The organism is Streptomyces sp. NPDC051364 (assembly GCF_040682115.1).
Classification (GTDB): domain Bacteria; phylum Actinomycetota; class Actinomycetes; order Streptomycetales; family Streptomycetaceae; genus Streptomyces.
The window spans coordinates 142,257-168,473 of sequence record NZ_JBFBAH010000011.1; the positions used below are offsets into that span (position 1 = coordinate 142,257).

Genomic DNA, 26,217 nt, shown 5'->3' on the forward strand with positions numbered 1-26,217 from the left:
GTACGACATGATCCGCATCCTGCTGGCCGACGACCACCCGGTGGTACGGGAAGGCCTGCGCGGCATGCTCAGCGCCGAGCCGGACCTGGAGGTCGTCGCGGAGGCCGCGAACGGCCCGCAGGCGGAGGCGCTGGCCGCGCAGCTGCTCCCCGGCGGCCTGGACCTGATCCTGATGGACCTGCGGATGCCGGGCGGCGACGGCGTGGAGTCCATCGCCCGGATCAGTGCGGCCGGGCTGCCGGTGCGGGTGGTGGTCCTGACGACGTACGAGAACGACCGGGACATCCTGCGGGCGGTGGAGGCGGGCGCGGCCGGCTACCTGCTGAAGGACATGGCGCGGGCCGAACTGGCCGACGCGATCCGCGCGGCCGTGCGGGGCGAGACGGTCCTGGCCCCGTCGGTGGCGGGCCGCCTGGTCGACCGCCTCCGCACCCGCCCCGAGCGCCCCCGCCTCTCCGACCGCGAGGTCGCGGTCCTCCGCCTGGTCGCGGAGGGCGCGACGAACGCGGAGATCGGCCGGCGCCTGTTCGTGGCGGAGTCGACGGTCAAGACCCACTTGTTGCGCATCTTCGGAAAACTGGAGGTCACGGACCGCACAGCGGCAGTGACCACGGCCATGCGCCACGACCTCCTCTGACGGTCCCGCTGCGCGGAGCCTCTCCCGTTCACCGGGGATCGGCCCCGGACCCCGCGCCTCAAACTCCGGCGGGGCCGGGACATGCCCGCCGGGTCGGGCAGAGCCCTGGGGCACCTCCCAGCGGCAGCGGGGGAGAAACGGTGAAAGGGCGGGGCGGGGAGAAGCTACGCGCAGCGGAACAGCCCCGGCCCCGCCCCAGGAGCGGCTTCCGTCAGGCCAGCTTGGTCCGCAGGACCTCGACCACGTCCGTCAGGGCGACCGGCGACTGCTCCCCGGACTCCATGTCCTTCAGCTGGACCACGCCCTCGGCGAGGTCGCGGTCACCCGCGACGACCGCGAACCGCGCGCCCGACCGGTTGGCGTCCTTCATCGCGCCCTTGAGGCCCTTGCCGCCGTACGAGATGTCCGCCGCGACACCGGCCTTGCGCAGCTCCGTGACCAGCCCGAACAGCACCGGCTTCGCCTCGCCCAGCGCCACCGCGAACACGGACGTCGCCGGCGGGATGTCCAGTTCGACACCCTCCGCCTCGAGCGCCAGCACCGTACGGTCCACGCCCAGCGCCCAGCCCACCGACGGCAGGGCAGGCCCGCCGATCATCTCGGACAGCCCGTCGTAGCGGCCGCCGCCGCCCACCGCGGACTGCGAGCCCAGACCGTCGTGGACGAACTCGAACGTGGTCCGCGTGTAGTAGTCCAGCCCGCGCACCAGCTTCTCGTCGTCCTCGAAGGCCACGCCCGCCGCCGTGATCAGCGCCCGCACCTCTTCGTGGTACGCCTTGCACGCGTCGCACAGGTAGTCCCGCAGCATCGGTGCGCCGACCAGCTGCTTCTGTACCTCGGCCCGCTTGTCGTCGAGGACGCGCAGCGGGTTGATCTCGGCCCGGCGCACGGTCTCCTCGTCCAGGTCCAGCCCGCGCAGGAAGCCCTGGAGCGCCTCCCGGTACACCGGGCGGCACTCCTTGTCGCCCAGCGAGTTCAGCAGGATCCGGAAGTTGCGCAGGCCGAGCGTGCGGTACGCCTGGTCGGCCAGGATGATCAGCTCGGCGTCCAGCGCCGGGTCCTCGGCGCCGATCGCCTCGGCGCCCACCTGCGAGAAGTGGCGGTAGCGGCCCTTCTGCGGGCGCTCGTAGCGGTAGTACGAGCCCGAGTACCAGAGCTTGACCGGCAGGCCGCCGGCCTTGTGCAGGTTCGCCTCCAGCGCCGCGCGCAACACGGACGCGGTGCCCTCGGGACGCAGCGCGAGGTTGGCCCCGCCCTTCGTCGTGAGGGTGTACATCTCCTTGGTCACGATGTCGGTGGACTCGCCGACGCCGCGCGCGAACAGGTCGACGTCCTCGAAGCCCGGCGTCTCGACGTACCCGTAGCCGGACAGCCGCAGGGGGCCGGAGATGGCGTCGCGGACGGCCAGGTACTTCGCCGAGTACGGCGGGATCAGGTCGTACGTGCCCTTGGGGGCCTTGAAGGTGCTCACGAAACTCTCGTCACATTCCTCGTCGTGGAGACGTGAAGCCGTCTCCCAGGCCGGCGGCCACCTGCCGCAGGTACGGGTTGGTGGCGCGCTCACGGCCAATGGTCGTGTGCTCGTTGTGACCGGGCAGCACCACGGTCGAGTCGTCGAGCGGCAGGCACACGCGGGCCAGCGACTCGAGCATGTCGGCGTGGCTGCCGCCCGGGAAGTCGGTACGTCCGATGGAGCCGGCGAAGAGCAGGTCGCCCGAGAACAGCAGCGGCGGGATGTCCCCCGCCTCGGGCATCCCGAAGGTCACCGACCCCCTGGTATGCCCGGGCGCGTGCGACACCGTGAGCTCCATGCCCGCCAGCGCCAGCTTCGCGCCGTCGGTGAGCTCCTTCACGTCGGAGGGCTCCCCCACCGTGAGCTCGCCCATCAGCTGTGCTCCCAGGGAGCGGCCCAGCGCCTTCTCCGGGTCGCTCATCATGAAGCGGTCCTCGGGGTGGATCCAGGCCGGTACGTCGTGTGCTCCGCACACCGGGATCACCGAGGCCACGTGGTCGATGTGGCCGTGGGTGAGGACGACCGCGACGGGCTTGAGCCGATGCTTCTTCAGCGTCTCCTCGACACCCTGGGTGGCCTGGTGGCCCGGGTCGATGATGACGCACTCCTCACCTGCGGCGGGGGCGACCACGTAACAGTTGGTCCCCCAGGCCCCGGCGGGGAACCCGGCAATCAGCACGTTCGTCCTCAATCGTCGTCCGGCGGGAGCTTCGGCAGCGGCCGAGATCGGAATGCTGCTGCTCAGAGCCTACCGGCGCCGCTCGTTCCACAGCGAACCCATATACGGTACGGCCTAACCGAGCCCGGACAGCGGTGCCAGACACGTACAAGGAGACGACCCGGTGGTCACGAGCGATCAGCGGCGGCGACAGCTCGCCAAGGAGAAGTACGAGCGCCAGCAGAAGCGCCGGGCCGAGGCCCGGCGGAAGTCGCGCCAGCGTGCGGCCGTGATCGGGGCGGCGGTGGCCGTGGTGGTCGCGACGCTGGTCGGCCTCGTGGTGGGCGGCGTCTTCGACAAGGACAAGAAGGACCAGGCGGCGGATCCGGCGGCGAACCCGTCGGCCTCGCCCTCGCCGAAGCAGTCGCCCTCGCCGGCGATGGCGATCGACAAGAACGCGAAGTACACGTTCGGCCTGAAGACCAGCGCGGGCGAGATCAAGTTCGAGATGGACGCGGCGAAGACGCCGGAAACCGTCAACTCGTTCAAGTCGCTCGCCGACAAGGGCTTCTTCGACAACACCAAGTGCCACCGTCTGACCACGTCCGGGATCTTCGTACTCCAGTGCGGCGACCCGGAGGGCACGGGCACGGGCGGCCCCGGCTACACCATCGCGGACGAGAACCTCGACTCGCTGGGCAAGCCGAACGAGCAGGGCCAGGTGATCTATCCGGCGGGCACGGTGGCGATGGCCAATACCGGCCAGCCGCACAGCGGCGGCAGCCAGTTCTTCCTGGTCTACAAGGACAGCCCGCTGGCTCCGTCGTACACGCCGTTCGGCAAGATCGACGCAGCGGGCCTGAAGTCGCTCGAGGCGGTGGCCAAGGCCGGTACCGCCGACGGCGGCCAGGACGGGGCCCCCAAGACCCCGGTGACCATCGAGAAGGGCGCCGTCACCCAGAACTGACGGGCCGCGGCGGCCTCGGGACCGGCCGCTGTCCGCCCCCTACGGCGATATTCCGTCGTGCGGGATGCGGACAGCCGGCCCGGCGGTCGCCTATGTTGGCGTTGTGCAGGGCGGGCGCTGCCCGCCCCAGGAAACTGTGGACGATGCCCAGGGGGTGAACCCCTCGCAGGCATCAGGTGGAGGAGGCGCTGTGAGCAGCGACCCGTGGGGCCGCGTCGACGAGACGGGCACCGTGTACGTGCGTACTGCCGAGGGCGAGAAGGTCGTCGGCTCTTGGCAGGCGGGCACCCCTGAGGAGGCCCTGGCCTACTTCGAGCGCAAGTACGAGGGCCTGGTGGTCGAGATCGGCCTCCTCGAACGGCGGGTGCGGACCACCGATCTGTCCGCCAAGGACGCGCAGACGGCCATCGACCACCTGCGCACGCAGGTGGAGGAGCACCACGCTGTGGGCGACCTCGACGCCCTGCGCGTCCGGCTGGACAAGCTGGTCGCGACCGTGGACTCGCGGCGCGAGGAGCGCAAGGTCCAGAAGGCCAAGCAGACGGACGAGGCCCGTGCGGCCAAGGACGCGCTGGTGGCCGAGGCCGAGCAGCTGGCGCAGAGCGACCAGTGGCGCAGTGCGGGCGAGCGGCTGCGGGCCCTGGTGGACACCTGGAAGGGTCTGCCGCGCCTCGACCGCAAGTCGGACGACGAGCTGTGGCACCGCTTCTCGCACGCCCGCTCCGCCTTCTCCAAGCGCCGCAAGGCGCACTTCGCCTCGCTCGACGCGCAGCGCGAGGACGCCCGCAAGGTCAAGGAGAAGCTGGTCGCGGAGGCCGAGTCGCTGTCGAAGTCGACCGACTGGGGTCCGACGGCCGCCCGCTACCGCGAGCTGATGGCGGACTGGAAGGCGGCGGGCCGGGCGCAGCGCGAGTCCGAGGACGATCTGTGGAACCGCTTCCGCGGTGCGCAGGACGTGTTCTTCGCGGCGCGCGGCGAGGTGTTCGCGGAGCGCGACGCCGAGCAGGTGGAGAACCTGAAGCTGAAGGAGGAGCTGGCCGACGAGGCCGAGAAGCTCGTCCCGATCACGGACCTGAAGGCGGCCCGGGCTGCGTTCCGCTCCCTCAACGAGCGCTGGGAGGGCATCGGCCACGTGCCGCGGGACGCCCGTCCGAAGGTCGAGGGCCGGATGCACGCGGTGGAGCGTGCGATCCAGGAGGCCGAGGAGGGCGAGTGGCGTCGTACGAACCCGGAGGCGCGGGCCCGTGCGGCCGGTCTGACGGGTCAGCTGCAGGCGGCGGTCGACAAGCTGCGTGAGCAGATCGACGCGGCCCGTGCCGCGGGCAACAACGCGAAGGCCGACAAGCTGGCCCGCGAGCTCGAGGGCCGCCAGGCCCTGCTGGACCAGGCGCTGAAGGGCCTGGAGGAGTTCGGCGGCTAGTCACGGCGCCTGTACGTACAAGAGGGCCCCGGTACGGAATGTCGTACCGGGGTCCTCGTACGTGCGCTGCGCGCGCCCGGCTACGGCCTGCGGGCCGAGGTGACGCGGTAGACGTCGTAGACGCCCTCCACGCCCCGTACGGCCTTCAGGACGTGTCCCAGGTGCTTCGGGTCGCCCATCTCGAAGGTGAACCGCGAGGTGGCCACCCGGTCGCGGGAGGTCTGGACGGCCGCGGAGAGGATGTTCACGTGCTGGTCCGACAGCACCCGGGTGACGTCCGACAGCAGCCGGGACCGGTCCAGTGCCTCGACCTGGATGGCGACCAGGAAGACCGAGGACTGGGTCGGCGCCCATTCGACTTCCAGCATCCGCTCGGGCTGCTGGGAGAGGGAGTCCACGTTGACGCAGTCGGCGCGGTGAACCGATACGCCACTGCCGCGGGTGACGAACCCGATGATCGGGTCGCCGGGGACCGGGGTGCAGCAGCGGGCCAGCTTGACCCACACGTCGTCGACGCCCTTGACGACCACGCCGGGGTCGGCGTTGCCGCGCCGCTTTCCGCGGGCGCGGGACGGCGGGACGCTCTCCTCGATGTCCTCGTTCGCGGCATCCTCGCCGCCGAGGGCCTGCACCAGCTTCTGTACGACGCCCTGCGCGGCCACGTGGCCCTCGCCGATCGCCGCGTACAGGGAGGAGATGTCGGGGTAGCGCATCTCGTGCGCGAGGGTGACGAGCGAGTCGCCGGTGAGGATGCGCTGGATCGGCAGGTTCTGCTTGCGCATGGCCCGCGCGATGGCGTCCTTGCCGTGCTCGATGGCCTCGTCGCGGCGCTCCTTGGAGAACCAGCCGCGGATCTTGTTGCGGGCCCGCGGGGACTTGACGAAGCCGAGCCAGTCGCGGGACGGGCCCGCGCCCTCGGCCTTGGAGGTGAAGACCTCGACGAGGTCGCCGTTGTCGAGGGTCGACTCGAGCGGGACGAGTCGGCCGTTGACGCGTGCGCCTATGGTCCGGTGGCCGACCTCGGTGTGGACGGCGTACGCGAAGTCCACCGGGGTGGCCCCGGCCGGCAGCGCGATGACGTCGCCCTTGGGCGTGAAGACGAAGACCTCGTTGCGGGAGAGGTCGAAGCGCAGCGAGTCGAGGAACTCGCCCGGGTCCTCGGTCTCCTTCTGCCAGTCCAGCAGCTGACGCAGCCAGGCCATGTCGTTGACGGTGTCCTGCCCGGCGCTGCCCTTGGCGGCCTGCGGGACGTCGGTGCGGACCTTGGAGGTGCCTGCGACCGTCTGCTGCTTGTACTTCCAGTGCGCGGCGATGCCGTACTCGGCGCGGCGGTGCATGTCGAACGTGCGGATCTGGAGCTCGACGGGCTTGCCGCTGGGTCCGATGACCGTCGTGTGGAGCGACTGGTACATGTTGAACTTGGGCATCGCGATGTAGTCCTTGAACCGGCCGGGGACCGGATTCCATCGCGCGTGCACGGTGCCGAGGGCCGCGTAGCAGTCCCGTACGGTGTCGACGAGGACGCGGATGCCGACCAGGTCGTAGATCTCCGCGAAGTCGCGACCGCGGACGATCATCTTCTGGTAGACGCTGTAGTAGTGCTTGGGCCGGCCGGTGACGGTGGCCTTGATGCGGGCGGCCCGGAGGTCGGTCTGCACCTCGTCGGTGACGACGGTGAGGTACTCGTCGCGCTTGGGCGCCCGCTCGGCGACGAGGCGGACGATCTCGTCGTACATCTTGGGGTAGAGGATCGCGAAAGCGAGGTCCTCGAGCTCCCACTTGATCGTGTTCATGCCCAGCCGGTGCGCCAGCGGGGCGTAGATCTCGAGGGTCTCGCGGGCCTTCTTCTCCTGCTTCTCCCGCTTGAGGTAGCGCATGGTGCGCATGTTGTGCAGGCGGTCGGCGAGCTTGATGACCAGGACGCGCGGGTCCTTGGCCATGGCGACGACCATCTTGCGGACGGTCTCGGCCTGGGCGGCCTCGCCGAACTTGACCCGGTCGAGCTTGGTGACGCCGTCGACGAGCAGGGCCACGGCGTCGCCGAAGTCGCGGCGCAGGTCCTCCAGCCCGTACTCGGTGTCCTCGACGGTGTCGTGCAGCAGTCCGGCCATCAGAGTGGCCGGATCCATGCCCAGCTCGGCGAGGATGGTGGTCACCGCGAGCGGGTGGGTGATGTACGGGTCGCCGCTCTTGCGCTTCTGACCGCGGTGCCAGCGCTCCGCGACCTGGTACGCCTGCTCGATCTGGCGCAGCGTCGCCGTCTCGATCTTCGGGTCGTTGCTGCGGACTATACGGAGCAGCGGTTCCAGTACCGGGTTGTACGGGTTGGAACGCTGGACGCCGAGGCGGGCGAGCCGGGCGCGCACACGGTTGGAGGACCCGGCCGACTTCGCGGGCGCGGGCTTCACGGGCGGGGCCGGCGGGGGCGTGGCGGGGTGCGCCGCGGCCTGCTCGGCCTGCGGGTCGGGCTGCGCGGCGGAGAGTGGCTGGACCTCGTCTGGCAAGAGCGCTCCTCAGCGGATCCGGTGCCCGTGTCCGGTCCGGATAACCCATGGTAGCGATGGTTCCGGCCCCCCGTTCGCCGAGCCCCGGGCTCCGGCCCCGGCCCCGCCGGCGTTTGAGGCGCGGGGGTCCGGGGGCAGAGCCCCCGGCAACGGCAGCGCACACGCAAACGGCGGGCACCCGGGATGGCCCGGATACCCGCCGTTGGCAGATGAAGAAGATCAGACGACGATCAGTGCGTCCAGCGGGGCCCCCGCAAGGGCGCCGGCCAGCCGCTCACGGCCCGGCAGGAACGACAGCTCCATCAGGACCGCCACACCGGCGACCTCCGCCCCGGCCCGCCGGATCAGCGAGAGCGAGGCCTCGGCGGTACCGCCCGTGGCCAGGACGTCGTCGATGACCATGACCCGGTCGCCGGCCGACAGGTCCTCGGCGTGGACCTCGATCTCCGCCGTGCCGTACTCCAGCTCGTACGACTGCGCGAGCGTGGCGCCCGGCAGCTTCCCGGCCTTGCGTACCGGCACGAAGCCGATGCCCGCCTGGACCGCCACCGGCGCCGCGAGGATGAACCCGCGCGCCTCCAGCCCGACGATCTTCGTCGCCCCGTACTGCCCGGCCAGCTCCACCAGCGCGTCCGTCAGGGCCGCGAAGGCCTTCGGGTCCGCCAGCAGCGGGGTGATGTCCTTGAACATCACGCCCGGCTTCGGGTAGTCCGGGACGTCCTTGATCCGGCTGAGCAGCAGCTCGCGCGCCTCGGGGGACAGCGTGCTCACCGGCGCCGTCCCGGCCGGCCCTGGGCCACGACCTGCGGGGCGTCGCCCGCCTCGTTGCCCTCGTCGTCCGCGGACTCGCCCTTCGCGGCCGCGGCCGCCCGCTTGGCGAGCACCCGCTTCTTCAGGGCCTTCATGGCCGGCTCGCGCTCCTTGAGGTCCACGACCAGCGGGGTCGCGATGAAGATCGAGGAGTACGCACCGGCCGCGAGGCCGACGAACAGCGACAGCGAGATGTCGTTCAGCATGCCGGCGCCCAGGAAGCCACCGCCGATGAAGAGCAGCGCCCCGACGGGGAGCAGCGCGACGACCGTGGTGTTGATCGAGCGGACCAGGGTGCCGTTGATGCTGCGATTGGCGATCTCGCTGAACGTGTAGCGGGTCTGCTTGGTGATGTCCTTCGAGCCCTCCTTCAGACCGTCGAAGACGACGACGGTGTCGTAGAGGGAGTAACCGAGGATCGTCAGCAGACCGATCACGGTGCCCGGCGTGACCTCGAAACCGACCAGCGCGTACACGCCGACGGTGATGGTGAGGTCGTGGATCAGGGCGATCAGCGCGGCGACCGCCATCCGCCACTCGAAGGCGATCGCGAGGTAGATCACCACGAGGACCATGAAGACGCCGAGGCCGGTCCAGGCCTTGTTCGCGATCTGGTCGCCCCAGCTGGGGCCGACGAGGTCCGCGTTGATGTCGGCCTCGGTGACCTTGAGGTCTGTGGCGAGCTGCTTCTTGACGCCCGCCGCGTCGTTCGTGTCCAGACCCGAGATCTGGATGCGCATGCCGCCCGTGCCGAGCTCCTGGACGATCGCGTCGTGGCCCGAGGTCTTCTCCGCGACCTCGGTCGCCTTGGCGACGGAGACGGCCGTCTTCGGGGTGGTGAAGACGGCACCGCCCTTGAACTCGATGCCCATGTTGAGGCCCTGAACGGCCAGGGCCACGATCGCCGTGATGGTGATCAGGATGGAAACGCCGTACCAGATGAAACGCTTGCCGACGAAGTCGTAGCCGACCTCACCGCGGTACAGCTTGGCGCCGAGATCTCCCAGCTTCGACATCTCTCACGCCTCCTTTACGTCGACGGGGGCGGTGACGGAACCGGAGCCGGTACGGCGGGACCGGCGCAGCGGCGGCATGGCGCCGAGCCGCTTCGGGTCCAGTCCGGACCAGGGGTGACCGCTGGAGAAGAACTTCGTACGGGCCATCAGCGTCATGATCGGCTTGGTGAAGAGGAACACCACGACCACGTCGAGCACGGTGGTCAGACCCAGGGTGAAGGCGAAGCCCTGCACCTTGCCGACGGTGACGATGAACAGCACCGCGGCGGCCAGGAACGACACGAAGTCGGAGACCAGGATGGTGCGCCGCGCGCGTGGCCAGGCCCGCTCCACGGCGGGACGCAGGGTGCGGCCCTCGCGGATCTCGTCGCGGATGCGCTCGAAGTACACGATGAACGAGTCCGCCGTGATGCCGATCGCGACGATCGCACCGCAGACGGCGGGCAGGTTCAGCGCGAACCCGATGCCCTTTCCGAGCAGCGCCATGATCGTGTACGTGAGGATCGCCGACACCAGGAGGCTGACGATGGCGACGAAGGCCAGGCCCCGGTAGTACACGAGCAGGTAGATCACCACGAGGGCGAGGCCGATGGCGCCGGCGATCAGGCCGGCCTTCAGCTGCTCGCCGCCGAGCGCGGCGGTGACGGTGGTGACGCTGTCCTCGCTGAAGGAGAGCGGCAGGGCGCCGTACGAGAGCATGTTGCCCAGGTCCTGCGCGGACTGCTGGGTGAAGCCGCCGGAGATCTCGGCGTTGCCGCCGGTCAGCGCCTGGCTGACGGACGGGTCGGAGACGACCTCGCCGTCGAGCACGATCGCGAACTGGTTCTGCGGCATCTGCTTGGTGGCCAGCTCACCGGTGATCTTGGCGAACTTGTCGGCGCCCTTGTCGGTGAACTGCATCGTGACGATCCACTGGCCGCGCTGGGAGTCGATGACACCCTTGGCGTCCTTGACGTCCGTACCGGCGACGCCGGCGGGGCCGAGGATCCACTTGCCCCAGGTGTCGCCGCGCTTGCCACAGGCCAGCGTCGCGTCCTCGGGCTTGGCGCCCTTGCCCGCGGCGGCGCGCTGCGCCTCGTTGGTGCAGTCGAGCGCGGCGAACCTCGCCTGCAGGTCGGCGGCGGCCGCCTCGATGCCCGTCGGGGCCGGGGTCGGGGCCGGAGCCTTGTTGTCGTCTGCCTTCTTCGACTCGCTCGCCGAGGGCGAGGGAGTGGCGGTGGCGCTCGGGGCCTTGAGGGCCTCGCTGAGCACACGGCCCTGGGAAGTGGCGCTGGACGACGGGGTGGCCGGCGCGCCGGGCTTGCCGCTGCCCTCGGCCTTCGGGGCGCCGGAGCTGCTCGCGGAGGGGCTCGGCGTGCCCTCGGGGGCTGCCGGGGCGCCGTCGGCGAAGGCCAGGACCGGGCGGAAGTACAGCTGGGCGGTGGTACCGACCTGCTCGCGAGCCTGCTTCTCGTTGCTCCCCTTGGGGATGTTCACGATGATGTGGTCGCGGCCCTGCGTCTGGACCTCGGCCTCCGAGACACCGAGACCGTTGACACGGCGCTCGATGATGCCGACCGCCGTGTTCATGTTGGTCTCGTTGATCGCGTCCGGCTTGCCGGGCTCGCTCTTGGCCTTGAGCGTGATGCTCGTACCGCCCGCGAGGTCGATGCCGAGCCGGGGGGTCGTCTGCTTCGTGAGGAACATCCCCGCGGTGAGCGCCACCATCGCGATCAGGATGATGGCCAGGGCGCGCCCCGGCCTCCCCTGAGCCCCCGTGGGCCGCCGGCCCTTCTTCGGTGCTGCCACCTTGTCGTATCTCCCTGTCCAACCGCCCTGCGCCGGGTCAGCGCGCGGACGGCCACGAAATGTGTGGTGGGGACCCCTGCCCCCCGCAGAAGTGTCACTGACGGGGACCGTGGCGGCCGCCGGTCAGGCGCCTGCACGGTCCCCGGCCGTGCGCTACTTCGCGCCGGCCTCGCCGTCGGCCTTGCCGTCCTTGGGCTCGTCCTTCGGCTCGTCGGCCTTGGGCTCGCCGGCCTCGGGCTCGTCCTTCTTGCCCAGGTCGAGCTTCGGGGCCTCGCCCTCGGGCTTGTCCGCGTCCTTGTCCGCGTCCTTGTCCAGGGTCAGCGAGGAGGCGTCGTCCGGAACGACCGGCGTGTCGATCGTCAGATCATCGCCGGCTCCGTGGACGATGCGGTTGTATTCCGCGTCCTCCAGGACGGCGCCGATGGAGTTCTTCGCGTAGATCGCGTGGACACCGGGGGCCACCTCGAGGGTGACGGTGTCGTCGCCGATCTCCTTCACCGTGGCGTACATGCCGCCGATGGTGCGGACGCCGGTGCCCGGCGCCATGTGGTCACGCATCTGCGCGGCCGCCTGCTGCTTCTTCTTCGCGGAGCGGGTCATCAGGAACATCGCCCCGATGAGCACGATGAACGGGAGGAGTGTCACGAGATTCACGGGACGGAGATCCTTCGCACGACCGCACGGGAGACGGCCTTCTTCTACGGGGGTGGGCATGCCGGCCTGAAGGGTCGGCATCGGCGGAGTCTAGGCGAGTCCGCACCGATGGAACAACGCCCAGCATGGCACCGCAGTTCCTGAGCGGTCGAACCTCCGCGCCGTCAGGCCCCGAACAAGCCCTGTTGTCCGCTTGATCCGCTCCCGTGCTGCTGGGGCGGGACAAGGCCCAGGTGAGCCCATGCGGCGGGGGTCGCGACCCGGCCCCTGGGCGTACGGGCGAGCAGCCCCTCCCGTACCAGGAACGGCTCGGCGACCTCCTCCACGGTCTCGCGCTCCTCGCCGACGGCGACGGCGAGGGTGGACAGCCCGACGGGACCCCCGCCGAACAGCTTGAGCAGGGCTTCGAGCACGGCCCGGTCGAGCCGGTCGAGCCCGCGCCCGTCCACCTCGTACACCTGCAGGGCGGTGCCGGCCACCTCGCGGTTGATCACGCCGTCGGCCCGGACCTGCGCATAGTCCCGGACCCGGCGCAGCAGGCGGTTGGCGATGCGCGGGGTGCCGCGGGAGCGGCCGGCGATCTCGGCGGCGCCGGCGGTGTCGATCTCCACGTCGAGGAGGCGGGCGGAGCGGTGAATGACGCGTTCCAGCTCCTCGGGGGCGTAGAACTCCATGTGCCCGGTGAAGCCGAAGCGGTCGCGCAGGGGCGGCGGGAGCAGGCCGGCGCGGGTCGTCGCCCCGACGAGGGTGAAGGGCGGCAGCTCGAGGGGGATGGCGGTGGCCCCGGGCCCCTTGCCGACGATCACGTCGACGCGGAAGTCCTCCATGGCCATGTACAGCATCTCCTCGGCGGGCCGGGACATGCGGTGGATCTCGTCGAGGAAGAGGACCTCGCCCTCCTGGAGGGAGGACAGGATCGCGGCGAGGTCACCGGCGTGCTGGATGGCGGGGCCGGAGGTGATCCGGATGGGCGCGCCCATCTCAGCGGCGATGATCATGGACAGGGTGGTCTTGCCGAGGCCGGGCGCGCCGGAGAGCAGGACGTGATCGGCGGTTGCGCCGCGCTGGCGGGCCGCCTTCAGCACCAGATCGAGCTGCTGGCGGACCTTCTCCTGGCCGACGAACTCGCCGAGGTCCTTGGGGCGCAGGGCCGCCTCGACGGCGGTGTCCTCGCCGTCCGCTGCCGCCGCCACGATCCGGTCGTCGCTCTCGTCATCCCAGTTCACGCTGTCAGTCTGCCTTTTTCGGTTCGTACGGTGGTCTCGGGGACTGCCCCGCGCAGCGGTACCCGTCCCGGCGTCGGCGAGGTCAGCGGGCCCGGTTCAAGGTCTGGAGGGCTGCTCGGAGGAGCTGGGGGACGGGGGCCGAGCCGCCGGCGGCGATGGCGGCCTCCGCCTGCGGGGTCACTGCGGACACCGCCTCCTCCGCCTCCCTGGAGGCGTACCCCAGGCCGATCAGGGCCGCCGAGAGCTGCTCCGTCCAGGGGGCCGGCCCGGAGGCGGCAGGGGCGCGCTGCGCGCCGACCAGCGGTGCGCCGAGCTTGTCCTTCAGCTCCAGCAGCAGCTTCTGGGCCCCCTTCTTGCCGATCCCGGGGACGGCCATCAGGGCCTTCTCGTCCCCCGTCGAGACGGCCACCCGCAGCGCATCCGGACGGTGCACCCCCAGCATCGCCTGCGCGAGCCTCGGCCCCACCCCGCTCGCCGTCTGCAGCAGTTCGAAGACCTGCCGCTCGTCGTCGTCGGCGAAGCCGTACAACGTCAGCGAGTCCTCCCGGACGACCAGCGACGTGGCCAGCCGTGCCGTCTCCCCCATCCGCAGGCCGGCGATGGTGTTCGGCGTGCACTGCACGGCCATGCCCACTCCCCCGACCTCGATCACGGCCAGGGTGGGGGCGAGCGCGGCGACCGGGCCGCTGACGAAGGCGATCATGAGGGGCGGCCTTTCGAGGCGTGCAGGGCGACCGCCTGCTGGAGGCGGTTCTGGGCGGGGGCCCGCCAGATGTGGCAGATGGCAAGCGCGAGGGCGTCCGCGGCGTCGGCCGGCTTGGGCGGGGCGGACAGCCGCAGCAGCCGGGTCACCATCGCCCCGACCTGCGCCTTGTCGGCCCGGCCGGATCCGGTGACGGCGGCCTTGACCTCGCTGGGGGTGTGCAGGGCGACCGGTATCCCGCGGCGCGCGGCGCAGAGCATGGCGACGGCGCTCGCCTGGGCGGTTCCCATCACCGTCCTGACGTTGTGCTGGCTGAACACCCGCTCCACGGCTACGACTTCGGGCCGGTGTTCATCGAGCCACTGCTCGATGCCCGCTTCGATCGCGACGAGCCGGTCCCCCAACTCCGCGTCCGCGGGCGTCCGTACGACCCCCACGCCGATCATGGTCAGCGGACGGCCGGCGACGCCCTCGACCACACCGACACCGCACCGGGTCAGCCCCGGGTCCACGCCGAGTACGCGCACTCCGCTCCCACCCCCTTCGATTGCCAGTGCGTGCAGGCTAGCCGGTGGCACTGACAAAGCAGCGGGCCGACGGGGTGTGTCCCCGTCGGCCCGCCGCTGATGCCCGATCAGGCGTCGACCTTCTCCATGACCTCGTCCGAGACGTCGAAGTTGGCGAAGACGTTCTGCACGTCGTCGCTGTCCTCGAGTGCGTCGATCAGCTTGAAGATCTTGCGCGCGCCCTCCTCGTCCAGCTCGACCTGCATGGTCGGCAGGAAGTTGGAGTCGGCCGAGTCGTAGTCGATGCCCGCCTGCTGGAGCGCGGTTCGGACCGCGACCATGTCGGTGGCCTCGCTGATGATTTCGAAGCTGTCGCCGAGGTCGTTGACCTCTTCGGCACCCGCCTCGAGCACCGTCTCCAGGACGTCGTCCTCGGAGAGCTCACCCTTGGGCAGCAGGACGACACCCTTGCGGTTGAACAGGTACGAGACCGAGCCCGGGTCGGCCATCGAGCCGCCGTTGCGGGTCATGGCGACACGCACGTCGGACGCGGCACGGTTGCGGTTGTCGGTGAGGCACTCGATGAGCACCGCGACACCGTTCGGACCGTAGCCCTCGTACATGATCGTCTCGTAGTCGGCGCCGCCGGCCTCAAGACCACCGCCGCGCTTGACCGCGGAGTCGATGTTCTTGTTCGGGACCGAGCTCTTCTTGGCCTTCTGGATGGCGTCGAAGAGAGTCGGGTTGCCGTCGATGTCGGCGCCGCCCATACGGGCCGCGACCTCGATGTTCTTGATCAGCTTCGCGAAGAGCTTGCCGCGCTTGGCGTCAACCACGGCCTTCTTGTGCTTCGTCGTAGCCCATTTAGAGTGGCCGGACATCTGCCTGTCTCCTTCGCGTCACCAACAATGTTCGCCTCAGATCCTACCGGGACGCCGTTACAGCCCCGCGCGCACCATGTCGACGAAGTACGCGTGGACCCGGTCGTCGCCGGTCAGCTCGGGATGGAACGAGGTGGCGAGGACGTTGCCCTGGCGCACGGCGACCGTGTGGCCGTCGTACGAGGCGAGCACCTCGGCGGAGGCTCCGACCGATTCGACCCACGGGGCGCGGATGAAGACGCCCTCGACCGGGCCGTCGGCTATGCCGGCGAAATCGATCTTCGCTTCGAAGGACTCGTTCTGGCGGCCGAAGGCGTTGCGGCGGACGATCATGTCGATGCCGCCCAGCGTCTCCTGGTCCTCACGGCCGTCGAGCAGCTTGTCGGCGAGCATGATCATGCCGGCGCAGGTGCCGTAGACCGGCATGCCGGCCTGCACGCGCTCGCGCAGCGGCTCCAGCATGCCGAACAGGACGGCGAGCTTCGACATGGTCGTGGACTCGCCGCCGGGGATCACCAGGGCGTCGACCTCGGCGAGCTCCTCGGGACGCCGGACCGGCCTGGCCACGGCGTCCGCCGCGGCCAGGGCGATCAGGTGCTCCCGTACGTCGCCCTGGAGGGCCAGGACACCGATCACGGGGGTGTTCGTCATGTCCGACTACCAGCCGCGGTTGGCGTAGCGCTCGGCCTCGGGGAGGGTGTCGCAGTTGATGCCGACCATGGCCTCGCCCAGGTTGCGGGAGGCATCCGCGATGATCTTCGGGTCGTCGTAGAAGGTGGTGGCCTTCACGATGGCGGCGGCGCGCTTGGCCGGGTCGCCCGACTTGAAGATGCCGGAGCCGACGAAGACACCCTCGGCGCCGAGCTGGCGCATCAGGGCGGCGTCGGCCGGGGTGGCGACGCCACCGGCGGAGAACAGCACGACCGGGAGCTTGCCGAGCTCGGCAACTTCCTTGACGAGCTCGTACGGGGCGCGCAGCTCCTTGGCGGCGGCGAACAGCTCGTTGTTGTCGTAGCCGCGCAGGCGGGCGATCTCGTTCTTGATCTGGCGCAGGTGGCGGACGGCCTCGACGACGTTGCCGGTGCCGGCCTCGCCCTTGGAGCGGATCATGGCCGCGCCCTCGGCGATACGGCGCAGGGCCTCGCCCAGGTTGGTGGCACCGCAGACGAAGGGGGTGGTGAACGCCCACTTGTCGGAGTGGTTGACCTCGTCGGCCGGGGTCAGGACCTCGGACTCGTCGATGTAGTCGACGCCGAGGGACTGCAGGACCTGGGCCTCGACGAAGTGGCCGATGCGGGACTTGGCCATGACCGGGATGGAGACGGCCTCGATGATCTCTTCGATCATGTTCGGGTCCGACATGCGCGCGACGCCGCCGTCCTTGCGGATGTCGGCGGGGACCCGCTCGAGGGCCATGACGGCCACGGCGCCGGCGTCCTCGGCGATCTTCGCCTGCTCGGCGTTGACCACGTCCATGATCACGCCGCCCTTGAGCTGCTCGGCCATGCCGCGCTTGACGCGGGAGGTGCCGATCGCGGACTCAGCGGACTGCGGGGTGGAGGGAAGCGTGCTCACGGATTGACCTCACTCGAAGGGAAGACGGGTGCTGCGGTGGTACTGCGCGCAAGTGCTGCGGTGGTACTGCGCCGAGCAAACCGCCCCCGACCAGTCCACCGCAAGGGCCAATGAGGAGCCGGTGGCCTCTTTCAAATTGGCCTTTGGGTACAACTAAGCGGTCTCGGGGCCGGCCGGGGCCACTACGGCCGGTCGGCAAGATCCACCGGGGGCTCATCGTCCATTTCGAACGCGAGCGGGAACGGGGCGTGGCCGGCCAGCCGGAACCAGCGGACCTTGCGGTGGCGGCGCAGCGCCCGGGCGGCCCGCACGGCGTCGTTGTGGAACCGCCGCGCCATGGGCACCCGGCGGACCGCCGCGGCCAGCTCCTCGGCGGCCGCCTCGCCGCCGGGGGCGGCCTTGAGCACCTCGACCTGGGCGGCATCGGAGAACACCGCGCGCAGCGCCTGGCTGAGCTCGCTCTCGGCGACCTCGCGGTGTTCCTCCTCGGCCTGGCGGGCGGCGTGGGCGGCCTCGTACAGGACGATCGAGGAGGCGGGGTCGAGCGCCCCGGAGGCGGCCACCTCGATCACCACCGAGGCGCGCCGCACGAGCTGCGCGTCGAGGGCGGCGCGGGCGGCGTCCATCCGCGAGTGCAGCCGGTCCAGCCGTCCGGCGGTCCAGCTGAGGTAGACCCCGATGACGCCGAGCGCCAGGGCAGTCCAGACAAGGGTTTCGATCACGGCCCGCGACAATACCCTCCCCGTTGACGCGCCCCTCGCACGGCTTCGCCCCGGCGGGCCCGGCAGCGGCCCGCGGGGCCCCGGGAGGGGTCCCTCAGGCCGACGGGTCCCGGGTGAGGCCGAGGCGGGTGCGCAGGCTGACGCGCTCGTCCGTGGCCACCGCAGCCGCGCCGTCCGTCACCGTTTCGTAGACCGCGAGGATGTCCGCGCCGACCGTCGACCAGTCGAAGCGGCGTACGTGCGCCGAGCCGCGGGCGCTGAGCTCCGCCCGGCGGGCCGGGTCGCGCAGCAGGGCCACCGCGCCTGCGGCCAGCGCGTCCGCGTCCTCGTTGGTGAACAGCTCCCCCGCCGCGCCCTGGTCCAGGACCTGCGCGAACGCGTCCAGGTCGGAGGCGAGCACCGCGGCCCCCGCCGACAGCGCCTCGACCAGGATGATGCCGAAGCTCTCACCGCCGGTGTTCGGGGCCACGTACACGTCGACGCTGCGCAGCAGCCGCGCCTTGTCCTCGTCGGAGACCATGCCGAGGAACTCGACCCGCGCCCGCAGGTCGGCGGGCAGGGAGGCGACCGCCTCCTCCTCGTCGCCTCGGCCGGCCACGAGGAGCCGTACGTCCGGGCACTCCGCCACGATGCGCGGGAAGGCCGCCATCAGCACCGGAAGGCCCTTGCGGGGCTCGTCGATCCGGCCGATGAAGCCGAGGGTCTGCCCGGACCAGGCGGGATTCGGCTCGGCCCGGGCGAAGAAGTCCACGTCGACGCCGTTGGGGATCACAACCGCGTCCCCGCCCAGGTGCTCGACCAGCGTGCGCCGCGCGTATTCGCTCACCGCGATCCGCGCGCTGATCTTCTCCAGCGCCGGCTGGAGGATCGGGTACGCCGCGATCATGGCGCGCGAGCGCGGGTTCGAGGTGTGGAACGTGGCCACGATCGGGCCCTGCGCCGCCCAGCAGGACAGCAGTCCGAGCGAGGGCGAGGCCGGCTCGTGGATGTGGATCACGTCGAAGACGCCGTCGTGCAGCCAGCGCCGCACCCGGGCCGCCGACAGGAAGCCGAAGTTCAGCCGGGCCACCGACCCGTTGTACGGCACCGGCACCGCCCGCCCCGCCGAGACCACGTACGGCGGCAGCGGCGTCTCGTCGTCCGCCGGGGCCAGCACCGATACCTCGTGGCCGAGGCGGATCAGGTGCTCGGCGAGGTCCCGGATGTGGAACTGGACGCCGCCGGGCACGTCCCACGAGTACGGGCAGACAATGCCGATCTTCACGCGGAGCGCTCCTCCAGGTCGTCCAGCCACAATCGTTGCAGCATGTGCCAGTCCTCCGGGTGCTCGGTGATCCCGAGCGCGAAGGCGTCGGCCACGGCCTGGGTCATCGCGGCCGTCTTCTCGGTCCGGGTGCCGTCGCGCGGCACCGGCACCTCGGGGTGGATCCGCCCGCACAGCTTCGGCGTGTCGCCGTAGTACAGCGTGACGGGCAGCAGCACCGCGCCCGTCTGCTGCGCCAGCAGCGCCGGCCCGGCCGGCATCCGCGCCGCCGAGCCGAAGAAGTCCACCTCGACCCCGGAAGCCGACAGGTCCCGGTCTGCGACCAGGCAGATCAGCCCGCCGGAGCGGAGCCGGCGGGCGAGGGTCCCGAAGGAGGAGGGGCCGTTGTGCGGCAGCACCTCCATGCCCAGGCTCTCCCGGTAGGCGACGAAGCGGTCGTACAGGGATTCGGGCTTGAGCCGCTCCGCGACGGTGGTGAACGGAACCCCCAGGTGCCCGGTGACCCAGGCGCCGGCGAGATCCCAGTTGGCCAGGTGCGGCAGGGCGGCGATCACACCGCGCCCGGAGGCGATGGCCTCGCGCAGGATGTGGTCGTCCGTGAGGTCGACGTCCGTGCCGAAGCGCTTCGGGTCCATGGCCGGCAGCCGGAAGGATTCCATCCAGTACCGCATGTACGAGCGCATGCCGGCCTGCGAGAGCTCCCGCAGCCGCTCCGGCCCGGCGTCCGGCACGACTCGAGCCAGGTTCGACTCCAGCCGCAGCACGCTCTTGCCGCGCTTCTTCCACGCGTAGTCGGCGATCCGGCGGCCGAGGGCCACCGCGGCCGGCTCCGGCAGCTTCTTCACCGCGGCCCAGCCGAGCCCGTACACGCCGTCGACCAGCTTGTCCTGCACCGTGCCCATCAGGCCGCCCCGTCCTCGGCCACGGCGGCCGCCGCGTCGGCCTCCGCCGCCTCACGGCGTACGGTGACCACCCGCTGGATCAGCGTGACCAGCGAGCCCACGGCCACGACCCACAGGGCGATCGGCAGCAGCACCCCGATCCAGGAGGGCACCCCGAAGGTCTCGAGCCCGGACAGGCCGGCCGCGACCAGCGAAATCACCAGCCGCTCGGCGCGCTCGATGAGCCCGTTGACGGCGACCGGCAGCCCGATCGACTCGCCGCGGGCCTTCGTGTACGAGACCACCTGGCCGCTGGCCAGGCAGAAGATCGCCACCGCGCACAGCACGTTGTCGTTCCCGTTGCCCGCGTACCAGAGCGCGAGGCCGCCGAAGATCGCCGCGTCGGCCACCCGGTCGAGCGTCGAGTCGAGGAAGGCGCCCCAGCGGCTGGAGACGCCCGCCTGGCGGGCCATGTTCCCGTCCACCAGGTCGGAGAACACGAACAGGGTGATGGTGATCGTGCCCCAGAAGAACTCCCCCCGGGGGAAGAAGACCAGCGCTCCCGCCACCACTCCGGCCGTGCCGATCAGGGTGACCGCGTCCGGGCTCACCCCCCGCCGGAGGAGAAAAGCGGCGAATGGCGTGAGAACACGCGTGAAGAATGCACGCGCGTACTTGTTCAGCATGGCCTTCCCGGAGGGTCGCTGGGCCGCACGGCCACATCGGCCACCGGCTGGCCCATCGTAGCCAGCGCCCCGGGCGCCCACTGCCGCGCACCCACCGGTTCGCGCCGGACAATCACCGCTCCATGCCCGCGACGCGCTCCGGACAGCGCCGGGTACTACGTATGGACGCAGTGTGACGCCAGTGCAAAGCTCGAAGGACCCCGATCAACCTCCTCACCGTCACACCGGGAGGCACGAGCACCATGGGAGCCACATCACACCAAGCCGGAGCCGCCGGCAGGGCACCGACGGCCGACCGGCCGTCGTCCGTACGGAACGTCGTGCTGGTCGGCCACAGCGGAGCCGGCAAGACCACGCTGGTCGAGGCCCTCGCCCTGACGGCAGGCGCCGTCAACCGGGCCGGCCGGGTCGAGGACGGCACCGCCGTCTCCGACTACGACGAGATCGAACACCGGCAGCAGCGGTCCGTACAGCTGTCCCTCGTCCCCGTCGAATGGGACGGAATTAAGATCAACATCCTGGACACCCCCGGATACGCCGACTTCGTCGGCGAGCTCAGGGCCGGTCTGCGCGCCGCGGACGCGGCCCTTTTCGTCGTCTCCTCCTCCGACGCCATCGACGGCGCCACCCGCATGGTCTGGGACGAGTGCGAGGCCGTCGGCATGCCCCGCGCCATCGTCGTCACCCATCTGGAGGCCGCCCGGGCCGACTATGCGCAGATGGCCACCGTCTGCGGCGAGATCTTCGGAGCCGAGGACCCCGACGCCGTCATCCCGCTCTACCTGCCCCTGTACGGGCCTCCCGGCCCCGACGGGCACACCCCGGTCGCCGGCCTGCTCGGCCTGCTCTCCCAGCGCGTGTACGACTACACCTCCGGGGAGCGCGTGGAACGCGACCCCGCGCCCGACGAGCTCGCCCTCATCGCCGGCGCCCGCTCCCGCCTCATCGAGGGGATCATCGCGGAGAGCGAGGACGAGAGCCTCATGGACCGCTACCTCGGCGGCGAGGACATCGACATCAAGACACTCGTCGACGACCTCGAGCGCGCCGTGGCCCGGGGCACCTTCCACCCCGTCCTGATGGCCGCCCCCGCCACCGACGGCGCCCGCCAGGGCCTCGGCACCGTCGAGCTCCTGGAACTGGTCACCGGCGGCTTCCCCACCCCCCTGGAGCGCGCCGCCGTCGCCGTCACCGCCCCGGACGGCGCCGACCGCCCGGCCGCCACCTGCGACCCCGACGGGCCGCTCGTCGCCGAGGTCGTCAAAACCTCCTCCGACCCCTACGTCGGCCGCGTCTCCCTCGTCCGCGTCTTCTCCGGCACCCTGCGCCCCGAGGAGACCGTGCACGTCAGCGGCCACGGCCTGGCCGACCGCGGGCACGAGGACCACGACGTCGACGAGCGGATCGGCACCCTCACCTCCCCCTTCGGCAAACAGCAGCGCAGCCTCACCCAGGTCATCGCCGGCGACCTCGCCTGCGTGGCCAAACTCACCCGCGCCGAGACCGGCGACACCCTCTCGGCCAAGGACCGGCCCCTGCTCATGGAGCCCTGGTCGATGCCCGACCCGCTGCTCCCCCTCGCCATCGCGGCCCACAGCAAGGCCGACGAGGACAAGCTCTCCCAGGGCCTGGCCCGGCTCGTCGCCGAGGACCCCACGATGCGGCTGGAACAGAACCCGCACACCCACCAGGTCGTCCTGTGGTGCCTCGGCGAGGCCCACCAGGACGTCGCCCTCGAACGGCTGCGCACCCGCTACGGGGTCCAGGTCGACCCCGTCCCGCACAAGGTCAGCCTGCGCGAGACGTTCGGAGCCAAGGCCGCCGGCCGCGGCCGCCACGTCAAACAGTCCGGCGGACACGGCCAGTTCGCCATCTGCGAGATCGAGGTCGAACCGCTCCCGCCCGGCAGCGGCATCGAGTTCGTCGACAAGGTCGTCGGCGGCGCCGTGCCCCGCCAGTTCATCCCGTCCGTCGAGAAGGGCGTACGCACCCAGGCCGCCCGCGGGGTCGCGGCCGGCTACCCGCTGGTCGACGTACGCATCACCCTCCTCGACGGCAAGGCGCACTCGGTGGACTCCTCCGACGCCGCCTTCCAGACCGCGGGCGCCCTCGCCCTGCGCGAAGCCGCCGCCGCGGCCCGCATCCACCTCCTCGAACCGGTCGCCGAGCTCGCCGTCCTCGTCCCCGACGAGTACGTCGGCCCCGTCATGAGCGACCTCGCCGGCCGCCGCGGCCGCGTCGTCGGCACCGAACAGGCCGACCCCGGCCGCACCTGCGTCCGCGCCGAGATCCCCGAGATCGAGATCGGCCGGTACGCCGTCGAACTGCGCTCGGTCTCGCACGGCACGGGCCGGTTCACCCGCGCCTACGCCCGGCACGAGCCCATGCCGCCCCAGATCGCCGACAAGGTGCGTGAACAGGCCGAGAAGGGAACCTGATTGGCATAGCGCCAGAGACGCCTTGGAAGCCGCCCACCCAACCCGCTTGCGGTGGGCGGTATTTCCCTGTCCCATGACCATGGGAAGAGATACGCCGATAGGCTCATCTGCGCGGCAAAAGAGCACAACGCACAGCGATGGGGGCAACGGTGGCGGACGACGGATTCGACTTCAGGCCCGGGGCGCAGATCCCCTTGCAGGGGGCCGGCGGCCAGACCGCGGCGACCAACGCCCTCGCCTCGGCCGCGTACCGGGACGGCGGCAAGGACACCAAGCTGTCCGACCTGCTCAAAGCCGACAACGAGTACCACAAGTCAACGATCAAACCCCCCAAGGTCTCGCTCTTCGAACCCAACCTGGGCGAGGCCTTCTGCCGCGCCGTCGAGGCCCGCACCCTCGCCTCCGGCCGCAAACCGCTCATCCAGTCCTTCGGCCTCGACCCGCAGACCGTCGTCGAGCACTGCCTGGCCGCCTCCCGCCTCCGCAAGGAGCGCGACCGCAAGCTGCGCCTGATCATGCTGGTCGCCGGGGTGCTGTTCCTGCCCGGCCTGCTGCTCTGGCTGGGCCTGTTCCAGCTCCGCAAGTCGCTGGCCAAGGGTGACGGCAAACGCTCGTCCTGGATGGGCACCCTGCTGCTCGTCGGCGTCGCCGTCGTGGCGGCCGTGCTCATGTTCCGGCTGCCGTTCACCGGCTTCCTGGGCCTCTACCTGCGCGGCATGATCATCGTCCCCGCCGTGGGATGGCTCCTCGCCCGCCGGATCTGCGAGGCCACCGCCACCGACATGCGCTCCCGCTGGGACGGTCTGCTCGCGGGCGACGGCATCGGCGCCAAGATTCCCGAGGCGGTCCCCGGCAACCCCGACGAGAAGGCCCGCGAGGACCTACGGCACTCGCTCGCCAAGCTCACGGCCGAGGACCGCAGCAACTCCGTCTTCTACGCCGGCCCCAAGGGCATCCTCGGCATGGGCACCCGCTGGGGCAGCTGGCAGATGGCCGAGGAGCTCGCCCCCAAGACCGAAGGCATGGAGATCCACCCGTTCCGCAGCTGGGACGTCATACGCGCGATCGACACCGAACTGCGCAAGCTGGAGCGCGGCCCGCTGCACACCGGCGGCCTGCCGCCCGCCTCGATCCAGCACTGGATCGTCACCCCGGTCGGCGAAGGCGCCGCGGAGGTGGCCCGCCCCACCGGCGCCGACGTGGACACCTTCCTCGTCAAGCCGCACGAGATCACCCGGATCTGCAACGAGCAGCAGTTCAGCGGCGGCAACCGGCACTACCTCGGCATCCAGTACCCGCTCTGGGACGGCCAGTTGGTGATCACCATGCTGGTGACGGTCACCGTGCTGTACAAGACCCTGCGCGTCGAGGTGACCGGCCACGCACTCGGACCGGTGCACGGCCTGTTCACCACCAAGTCCGCGGCCCCCAAGGTCGAGGTACCGAAGTCCGTCCGGTTCTGGGAGACCGTGGAGCGCACGCTGCCGCTGGTGGACGCCCAGGAGGTGGTCCGTCTCGCCGTCCGCGCCCCGCTGACCTGGTTCCCGCCGATCCTCGATTTCTTCGGCGGCAAGCTGGTCCTGCCCGAGCCCTTCGGTCTGCGCCACGTCTGGGCGGGCCAGCCCTGGCGCCACCGCTTCATGGCCGACGACGCGCTGCGGGCCGCCACCCCCGTCCTGCGGGCGGTGCACGCGGCCGCGATGCGGGTCCTCGAGGAGAACGGCGCCGACATCGACCGCTTCAGCAACCGTTCGATGATCGTCAGCGGACTCGTCCAGGATGCCGCCCCGCGCAAGGCGGACGTGTACGACGCCTAGGCAGGACGCCCGGGGGCCGGTACGCGGTTGCGGCCGGCCCGAGGCCCCAGGGCTCCCGGGCCTGCTAGTGCCGCGTCAGGCAACGTTCGCCCCGTCGCGACGCCCGGCACGCACTCTCGCCGCACCGGCCGAAACCTCAAGTACGTCCAGTACGAGCACTTGCGTCCGGCACGCCGAGAGCACGCACCGGACGCCGCTCCTTGACGGGCAAACGCTGCCTGACGCGGCACTAGTTGGGCCAGGCGTCGGCGAGCATCTGGCGGGTGTCCGCCAGGAGTTGGGGCAGCACCTTGGTGTGGCCGACGACCGGCATGAAGTTCGTGTCCCCGCCCCAGCGGGGCACGATGTGCTGGTGCAGGTGCGCCGCGATGCCGGCCCCCGCTGCCGCGCCCTGGTTCATGCCGATGTTGAACCCGTGCGCCCCGGACGCCTTGCGCAGCGCGATCATGGCCCGCTTGGTGAGATCGGCCAGCTCGGCCGTCTCCGCCGCGTCGAGCTCCGTGTAATCGGCGACGTGCCGGTACGGGACGACCATCAGGTGGCCGCCGTTGTACGGGTACAGGTTCAGCACGGCGTAGACGTGCTTGCCCCGGGCCACGACCAGGCCGTCCTGGTCGGACATGTCCGGAATCCCGCAGAAGGGACAGCCGTCCCCGGCCTCCGGACCGGTCGGCTTGTTCTCCCCCTGGATGTACGCCATCCGGTGGGGCGTCCACAGACGCTGGAACGCGTCCTGCGTGCCCACACCGATCTGCTGCTCGGGCTCAGTCGTCATGGGATGCAGCATATGACCTTGCCCCTGGCGGGCGTGTCGCCGGGGCGAATACCGGCAGCGGGGCCGCGATGCTGGGCCCATGCACGAAGAAGTCGAGACCCGTGACGCCGCCTGGGAGCGCCGTACCGAGCTGCCGCTGTTCTGCGCCTCCCTGGTGTTCCTCGCCGGGTACGCGGTCCGGGTGCTCGCCCATGCCGAGCCCGTCTGGCGCAACGTCGCAGGTCTCGTGGTCCTCCTGGCCTGGCTCTGCTTCATCGTCGACTACCTGGTGCGGCTCGTGCTGAGCCGACAGCGACCGCTGCGGTTCGTCCGCCGCCACTGGCTGGACACCGTGATCGTGATCCTGCCGACGCTGCGCCCGCTGCGCATGGTCAAGGTCCACGACGCCATCCAGGCCAAAAGGGACCGCCCGCGCCGCGCGCTGTACCCGCGCGTGATCACGTACGCGGGGCTCTCGGCGCTGCTGCTGGGATTCTCCGGCTCGCTCGGCATTTACCACTCCGAACGGGCGGCCCCGCAGTCCCCGATCCATACGTTCTGGGACTCGGTCTGGTGCGTCTGCCAGACGCTGTCGACCGTCGGCTACGGCGACGTGGCCCCGGTGACCCCGACGGGGCGGCTGATCGCGATCTTCCTGATGGGCTTCGGCGTGGCCCTGCTGGGCGCCGTGACGGGATCGTTCTCGTCCTGGCTGATCGAGGTCTTCCGCCGGGAGGGCGAAGAGCGGCCCCCGGGGAACGGAAGTTCCCCGGGGGCCTCTCGATGAGCTGCTGCGC

At 70.9% G+C, this 26,217-nt stretch carries 24 protein-coding genes; 6 read left to right on the forward strand and 18 right to left on the reverse strand.

The window, feature by feature from the left end; all coding sequences use genetic code 11:
- The first annotated feature begins 7 nt into the window (after nt 1-7).
- Nucleotides 8-637: a response regulator transcription factor gene (locus tag AB0M76_RS23690; RefSeq protein ID WP_365954766.1), complete on the forward strand. Its 630-nt coding sequence runs from the start codon at nt 8-10 to the stop codon at nt 635-637.
- 211 nt (nt 638-848) lie between these two features.
- Here the strand turns inward: AB0M76_RS23690 and hisS are convergent, their stop codons facing one another.
- The gene (hisS, locus tag AB0M76_RS23695; protein ID WP_365954767.1) at nt 849-2,108 is read right to left on the reverse strand and encodes a histidine--tRNA ligase; all 1,260 of its coding nucleotides are present in this window, start codon (nt 2,106-2,108) and stop codon (nt 849-851) included.
- Between the two features lie 10 nt (nt 2,109-2,118).
- Complete coding sequence (locus tag AB0M76_RS23700; RefSeq protein WP_365954768.1) at nt 2,119-2,829, reverse strand: MBL fold metallo-hydrolase; 711 nt, start codon at nt 2,827-2,829, stop codon at nt 2,119-2,121.
- 163 nt (nt 2,830-2,992) lie between these two features.
- Between AB0M76_RS23700 and AB0M76_RS23705 the strand changes: the two genes are divergently transcribed.
- Together AB0M76_RS23705 and AB0M76_RS23710 are read left to right on the forward strand one after the other, a co-directional pair.
- Nucleotides 2,993-3,775 (forward strand): peptidylprolyl isomerase, encoded by a 783-nt coding sequence (locus AB0M76_RS23705; RefSeq protein WP_365954769.1) that lies wholly within the window; start codon nt 2,993-2,995, stop codon nt 3,773-3,775.
- Between the two features lie 190 nt (nt 3,776-3,965).
- On the forward strand, nt 3,966-5,195 hold the full coding sequence (locus AB0M76_RS23710) for a DUF349 domain-containing protein (protein WP_266668855.1): 1,230 nt from the start codon (nt 3,966-3,968) through the stop codon (nt 5,193-5,195).
- Nucleotides 5,196-5,275: 80 nt separating this feature from the next.
- Here the strand turns inward: AB0M76_RS23710 and AB0M76_RS23715 are convergent, their stop codons facing one another.
- From AB0M76_RS23715 to pgsA, 15 genes are all read right to left on the reverse strand, one after another.
- Nucleotides 5,276-7,699, reverse strand: a complete 2,424-nt coding sequence (locus AB0M76_RS23715) for a bifunctional (p)ppGpp synthetase/guanosine-3',5'-bis(diphosphate) 3'-pyrophosphohydrolase (RefSeq protein WP_365954770.1) — start codon at nt 7,697-7,699, stop codon at nt 5,276-5,278.
- 219 nt (nt 7,700-7,918) lie between these two features.
- Complete coding sequence (locus AB0M76_RS23720; protein WP_365954845.1) at nt 7,919-8,461, reverse strand: adenine phosphoribosyltransferase; 543 nt, start codon at nt 8,459-8,461, stop codon at nt 7,919-7,921.
- Between the two features lie 5 nt (nt 8,462-8,466).
- Nucleotides 8,467-9,525, reverse strand: a complete 1,059-nt coding sequence (secF, locus tag AB0M76_RS23725) for a protein translocase subunit SecF (RefSeq protein ID WP_365954771.1) — start codon at nt 9,523-9,525, stop codon at nt 8,467-8,469.
- Nucleotides 9,526-9,528: 3 nt separating this feature from the next.
- Nucleotides 9,529-11,313 carry a protein translocase subunit SecD gene (secD, locus tag AB0M76_RS23730; protein WP_365954772.1) on the reverse strand — a complete coding sequence of 595 codons (1,785 nt, stop codon included), beginning with the start codon at nt 11,311-11,313 and terminating at the stop codon, nt 9,529-9,531.
- A 153-nt stretch (nt 11,314-11,466) separates the two neighbouring features.
- Complete coding sequence (yajC, locus tag AB0M76_RS23735) at nt 11,467-11,967, reverse strand: preprotein translocase subunit YajC (protein WP_365954773.1); 501 nt, start codon at nt 11,965-11,967, stop codon at nt 11,467-11,469.
- 164 nt (nt 11,968-12,131) lie between these two features.
- Nucleotides 12,132-13,193, reverse strand: coding sequence for a Holliday junction branch migration DNA helicase RuvB (gene ruvB, locus AB0M76_RS23740; protein ID WP_266668845.1), 1,062 nt, complete (start codon nt 13,191-13,193; stop codon nt 12,132-12,134).
- 82 nt (nt 13,194-13,275) lie between these two features.
- Nucleotides 13,276-13,896, reverse strand: a complete 621-nt coding sequence (ruvA, locus tag AB0M76_RS23745) for a Holliday junction branch migration protein RuvA (RefSeq protein WP_365954774.1) — start codon at nt 13,894-13,896, stop codon at nt 13,276-13,278.
- Nucleotides 13,893-14,423, reverse strand: a complete 531-nt coding sequence (gene ruvC / locus AB0M76_RS23750) for a crossover junction endodeoxyribonuclease RuvC (protein WP_266668841.1) — start codon at nt 14,421-14,423, stop codon at nt 13,893-13,895. The genes ruvA and ruvC overlap by 4 nt, the downstream gene beginning before the upstream one ends.
- A 107-nt stretch (nt 14,424-14,530) precedes the next feature.
- Complete coding sequence (locus AB0M76_RS23755) at nt 14,531-15,283, reverse strand: YebC/PmpR family DNA-binding transcriptional regulator (protein ID WP_053676652.1); 753 nt, start codon at nt 15,281-15,283, stop codon at nt 14,531-14,533.
- A 57-nt stretch (nt 15,284-15,340) separates the two neighbouring features.
- Nucleotides 15,341-15,934: a pyridoxal 5'-phosphate synthase glutaminase subunit PdxT gene (gene pdxT, locus AB0M76_RS23760; protein ID WP_365954775.1), complete on the reverse strand. Its 594-nt coding sequence runs from the start codon at nt 15,932-15,934 to the stop codon at nt 15,341-15,343.
- A 6-nt stretch (nt 15,935-15,940) separates the two neighbouring features.
- Nucleotides 15,941-16,858 carry a pyridoxal 5'-phosphate synthase lyase subunit PdxS gene (gene pdxS, locus AB0M76_RS23765; protein WP_008740483.1) on the reverse strand — a complete coding sequence of 306 codons (918 nt, stop codon included), beginning with the start codon at nt 16,856-16,858 and terminating at the stop codon, nt 15,941-15,943.
- Between the two features lie 182 nt (nt 16,859-17,040).
- Nucleotides 17,041-17,580: a hypothetical protein gene (locus tag AB0M76_RS23770; protein ID WP_266631008.1), complete on the reverse strand. Its 540-nt coding sequence runs from the start codon at nt 17,578-17,580 to the stop codon at nt 17,041-17,043.
- A gap of 94 nt (nt 17,581-17,674) precedes the next feature.
- Nucleotides 17,675-18,844 (reverse strand): glycosyltransferase family 4 protein, encoded by a 1,170-nt coding sequence (locus tag AB0M76_RS23775; protein ID WP_365954776.1) that lies wholly within the window; start codon nt 18,842-18,844, stop codon nt 17,675-17,677.
- Nucleotides 18,841-19,746 carry a phosphatidylinositol mannoside acyltransferase gene (locus AB0M76_RS23780; RefSeq protein ID WP_365954777.1) on the reverse strand — a complete coding sequence of 302 codons (906 nt, stop codon included), beginning with the start codon at nt 19,744-19,746 and terminating at the stop codon, nt 18,841-18,843. Before AB0M76_RS23780 ends, AB0M76_RS23775 begins: the two co-directional genes overlap by 4 nt.
- Entirely contained in the window at nt 19,746-20,411 is a 666-nt protein-coding gene (gene pgsA / locus AB0M76_RS23785; protein WP_365954778.1) for a phosphatidylinositol phosphate synthase, read from the reverse strand. Before pgsA ends, AB0M76_RS23780 begins: the two co-directional genes overlap by 1 nt.
- A 242-nt stretch (nt 20,412-20,653) precedes the next feature.
- Here pgsA and AB0M76_RS23790 point away from each other — a divergent pair, with 242 nt between their 5' ends.
- Entirely contained in the window at nt 20,654-22,849 is a 2,196-nt protein-coding gene (locus tag AB0M76_RS23790) for an elongation factor G-like protein EF-G2 (RefSeq protein ID WP_365954779.1), read from the forward strand.
- A gap of 149 nt (nt 22,850-22,998) precedes the next feature.
- Nucleotides 22,999-24,666 (forward strand): hypothetical protein, encoded by a 1,668-nt coding sequence (locus AB0M76_RS23795; protein WP_365954780.1) that lies wholly within the window; start codon nt 22,999-23,001, stop codon nt 24,664-24,666.
- Between the two features lie 229 nt (nt 24,667-24,895).
- On the opposite strand, the gene AB0M76_RS23800 is transcribed toward AB0M76_RS23795, so the two are convergent.
- Nucleotides 24,896-25,453: an HIT domain-containing protein gene (locus AB0M76_RS23800; RefSeq protein WP_365954781.1), complete on the reverse strand. Its 558-nt coding sequence runs from the start codon at nt 25,451-25,453 to the stop codon at nt 24,896-24,898.
- A 67-nt stretch (nt 25,454-25,520) separates the two neighbouring features.
- Between AB0M76_RS23800 and AB0M76_RS23805 the strand changes: the two genes are divergently transcribed.
- Nucleotides 25,521-26,207, forward strand: coding sequence for a potassium channel family protein (locus tag AB0M76_RS23805; RefSeq protein ID WP_365954782.1), 687 nt, complete (start codon nt 25,521-25,523; stop codon nt 26,205-26,207).
- Nucleotides 26,208-26,217: the final 10 nt, after the last annotated feature.

Bases quoted from the DNA above. Each gene is read 5' to 3' on its own strand.
- AB0M76_RS23690 (WP_365954766.1), top strand. From the start codon at position 8: ATGATCCGCATCCTGCTGGCCGACGACCACCCGGTGGTACGGGAAGGC.
- secF (WP_365954771.1), bottom strand. From the start codon at position 9,525: ATGTCGAAGCTGGGAGATCTCGGCGCCAAGCTGTACCGCGGTGAGGTC.
- ruvA (WP_365954774.1), bottom strand. From the start codon at position 13,896: ATGATCGCCTTCGTCAGCGGCCCGGTCGCCGCGCTCGCCCCCACCCTG.
- AB0M76_RS23755 (WP_053676652.1), bottom strand. From the start codon at position 15,283: ATGTCCGGCCACTCTAAATGGGCTACGACGAAGCACAAGAAGGCCGTG.
- pdxT (WP_365954775.1), bottom strand. From the start codon at position 15,934: ATGACGAACACCCCCGTGATCGGTGTCCTGGCCCTCCAGGGCGACGTA.
- AB0M76_RS23780 (WP_365954777.1), bottom strand. From the start codon at position 19,746: ATGGGCACGGTGCAGGACAAGCTGGTCGACGGCGTGTACGGGCTCGGC.
- pgsA (WP_365954778.1), bottom strand. From the start codon at position 20,411: ATGCTGAACAAGTACGCGCGTGCATTCTTCACGCGTGTTCTCACGCCA.
- AB0M76_RS23790 (WP_365954779.1), top strand. From the start codon at position 20,654: ATGGGAGCCACATCACACCAAGCCGGAGCCGCCGGCAGGGCACCGACG.
- AB0M76_RS23800 (WP_365954781.1), bottom strand. From the start codon at position 25,453: ATGCTGCATCCCATGACGACTGAGCCCGAGCAGCAGATCGGTGTGGGC.
- AB0M76_RS23805 (WP_365954782.1), top strand. From the start codon at position 25,521: ATGCACGAAGAAGTCGAGACCCGTGACGCCGCCTGGGAGCGCCGTACC.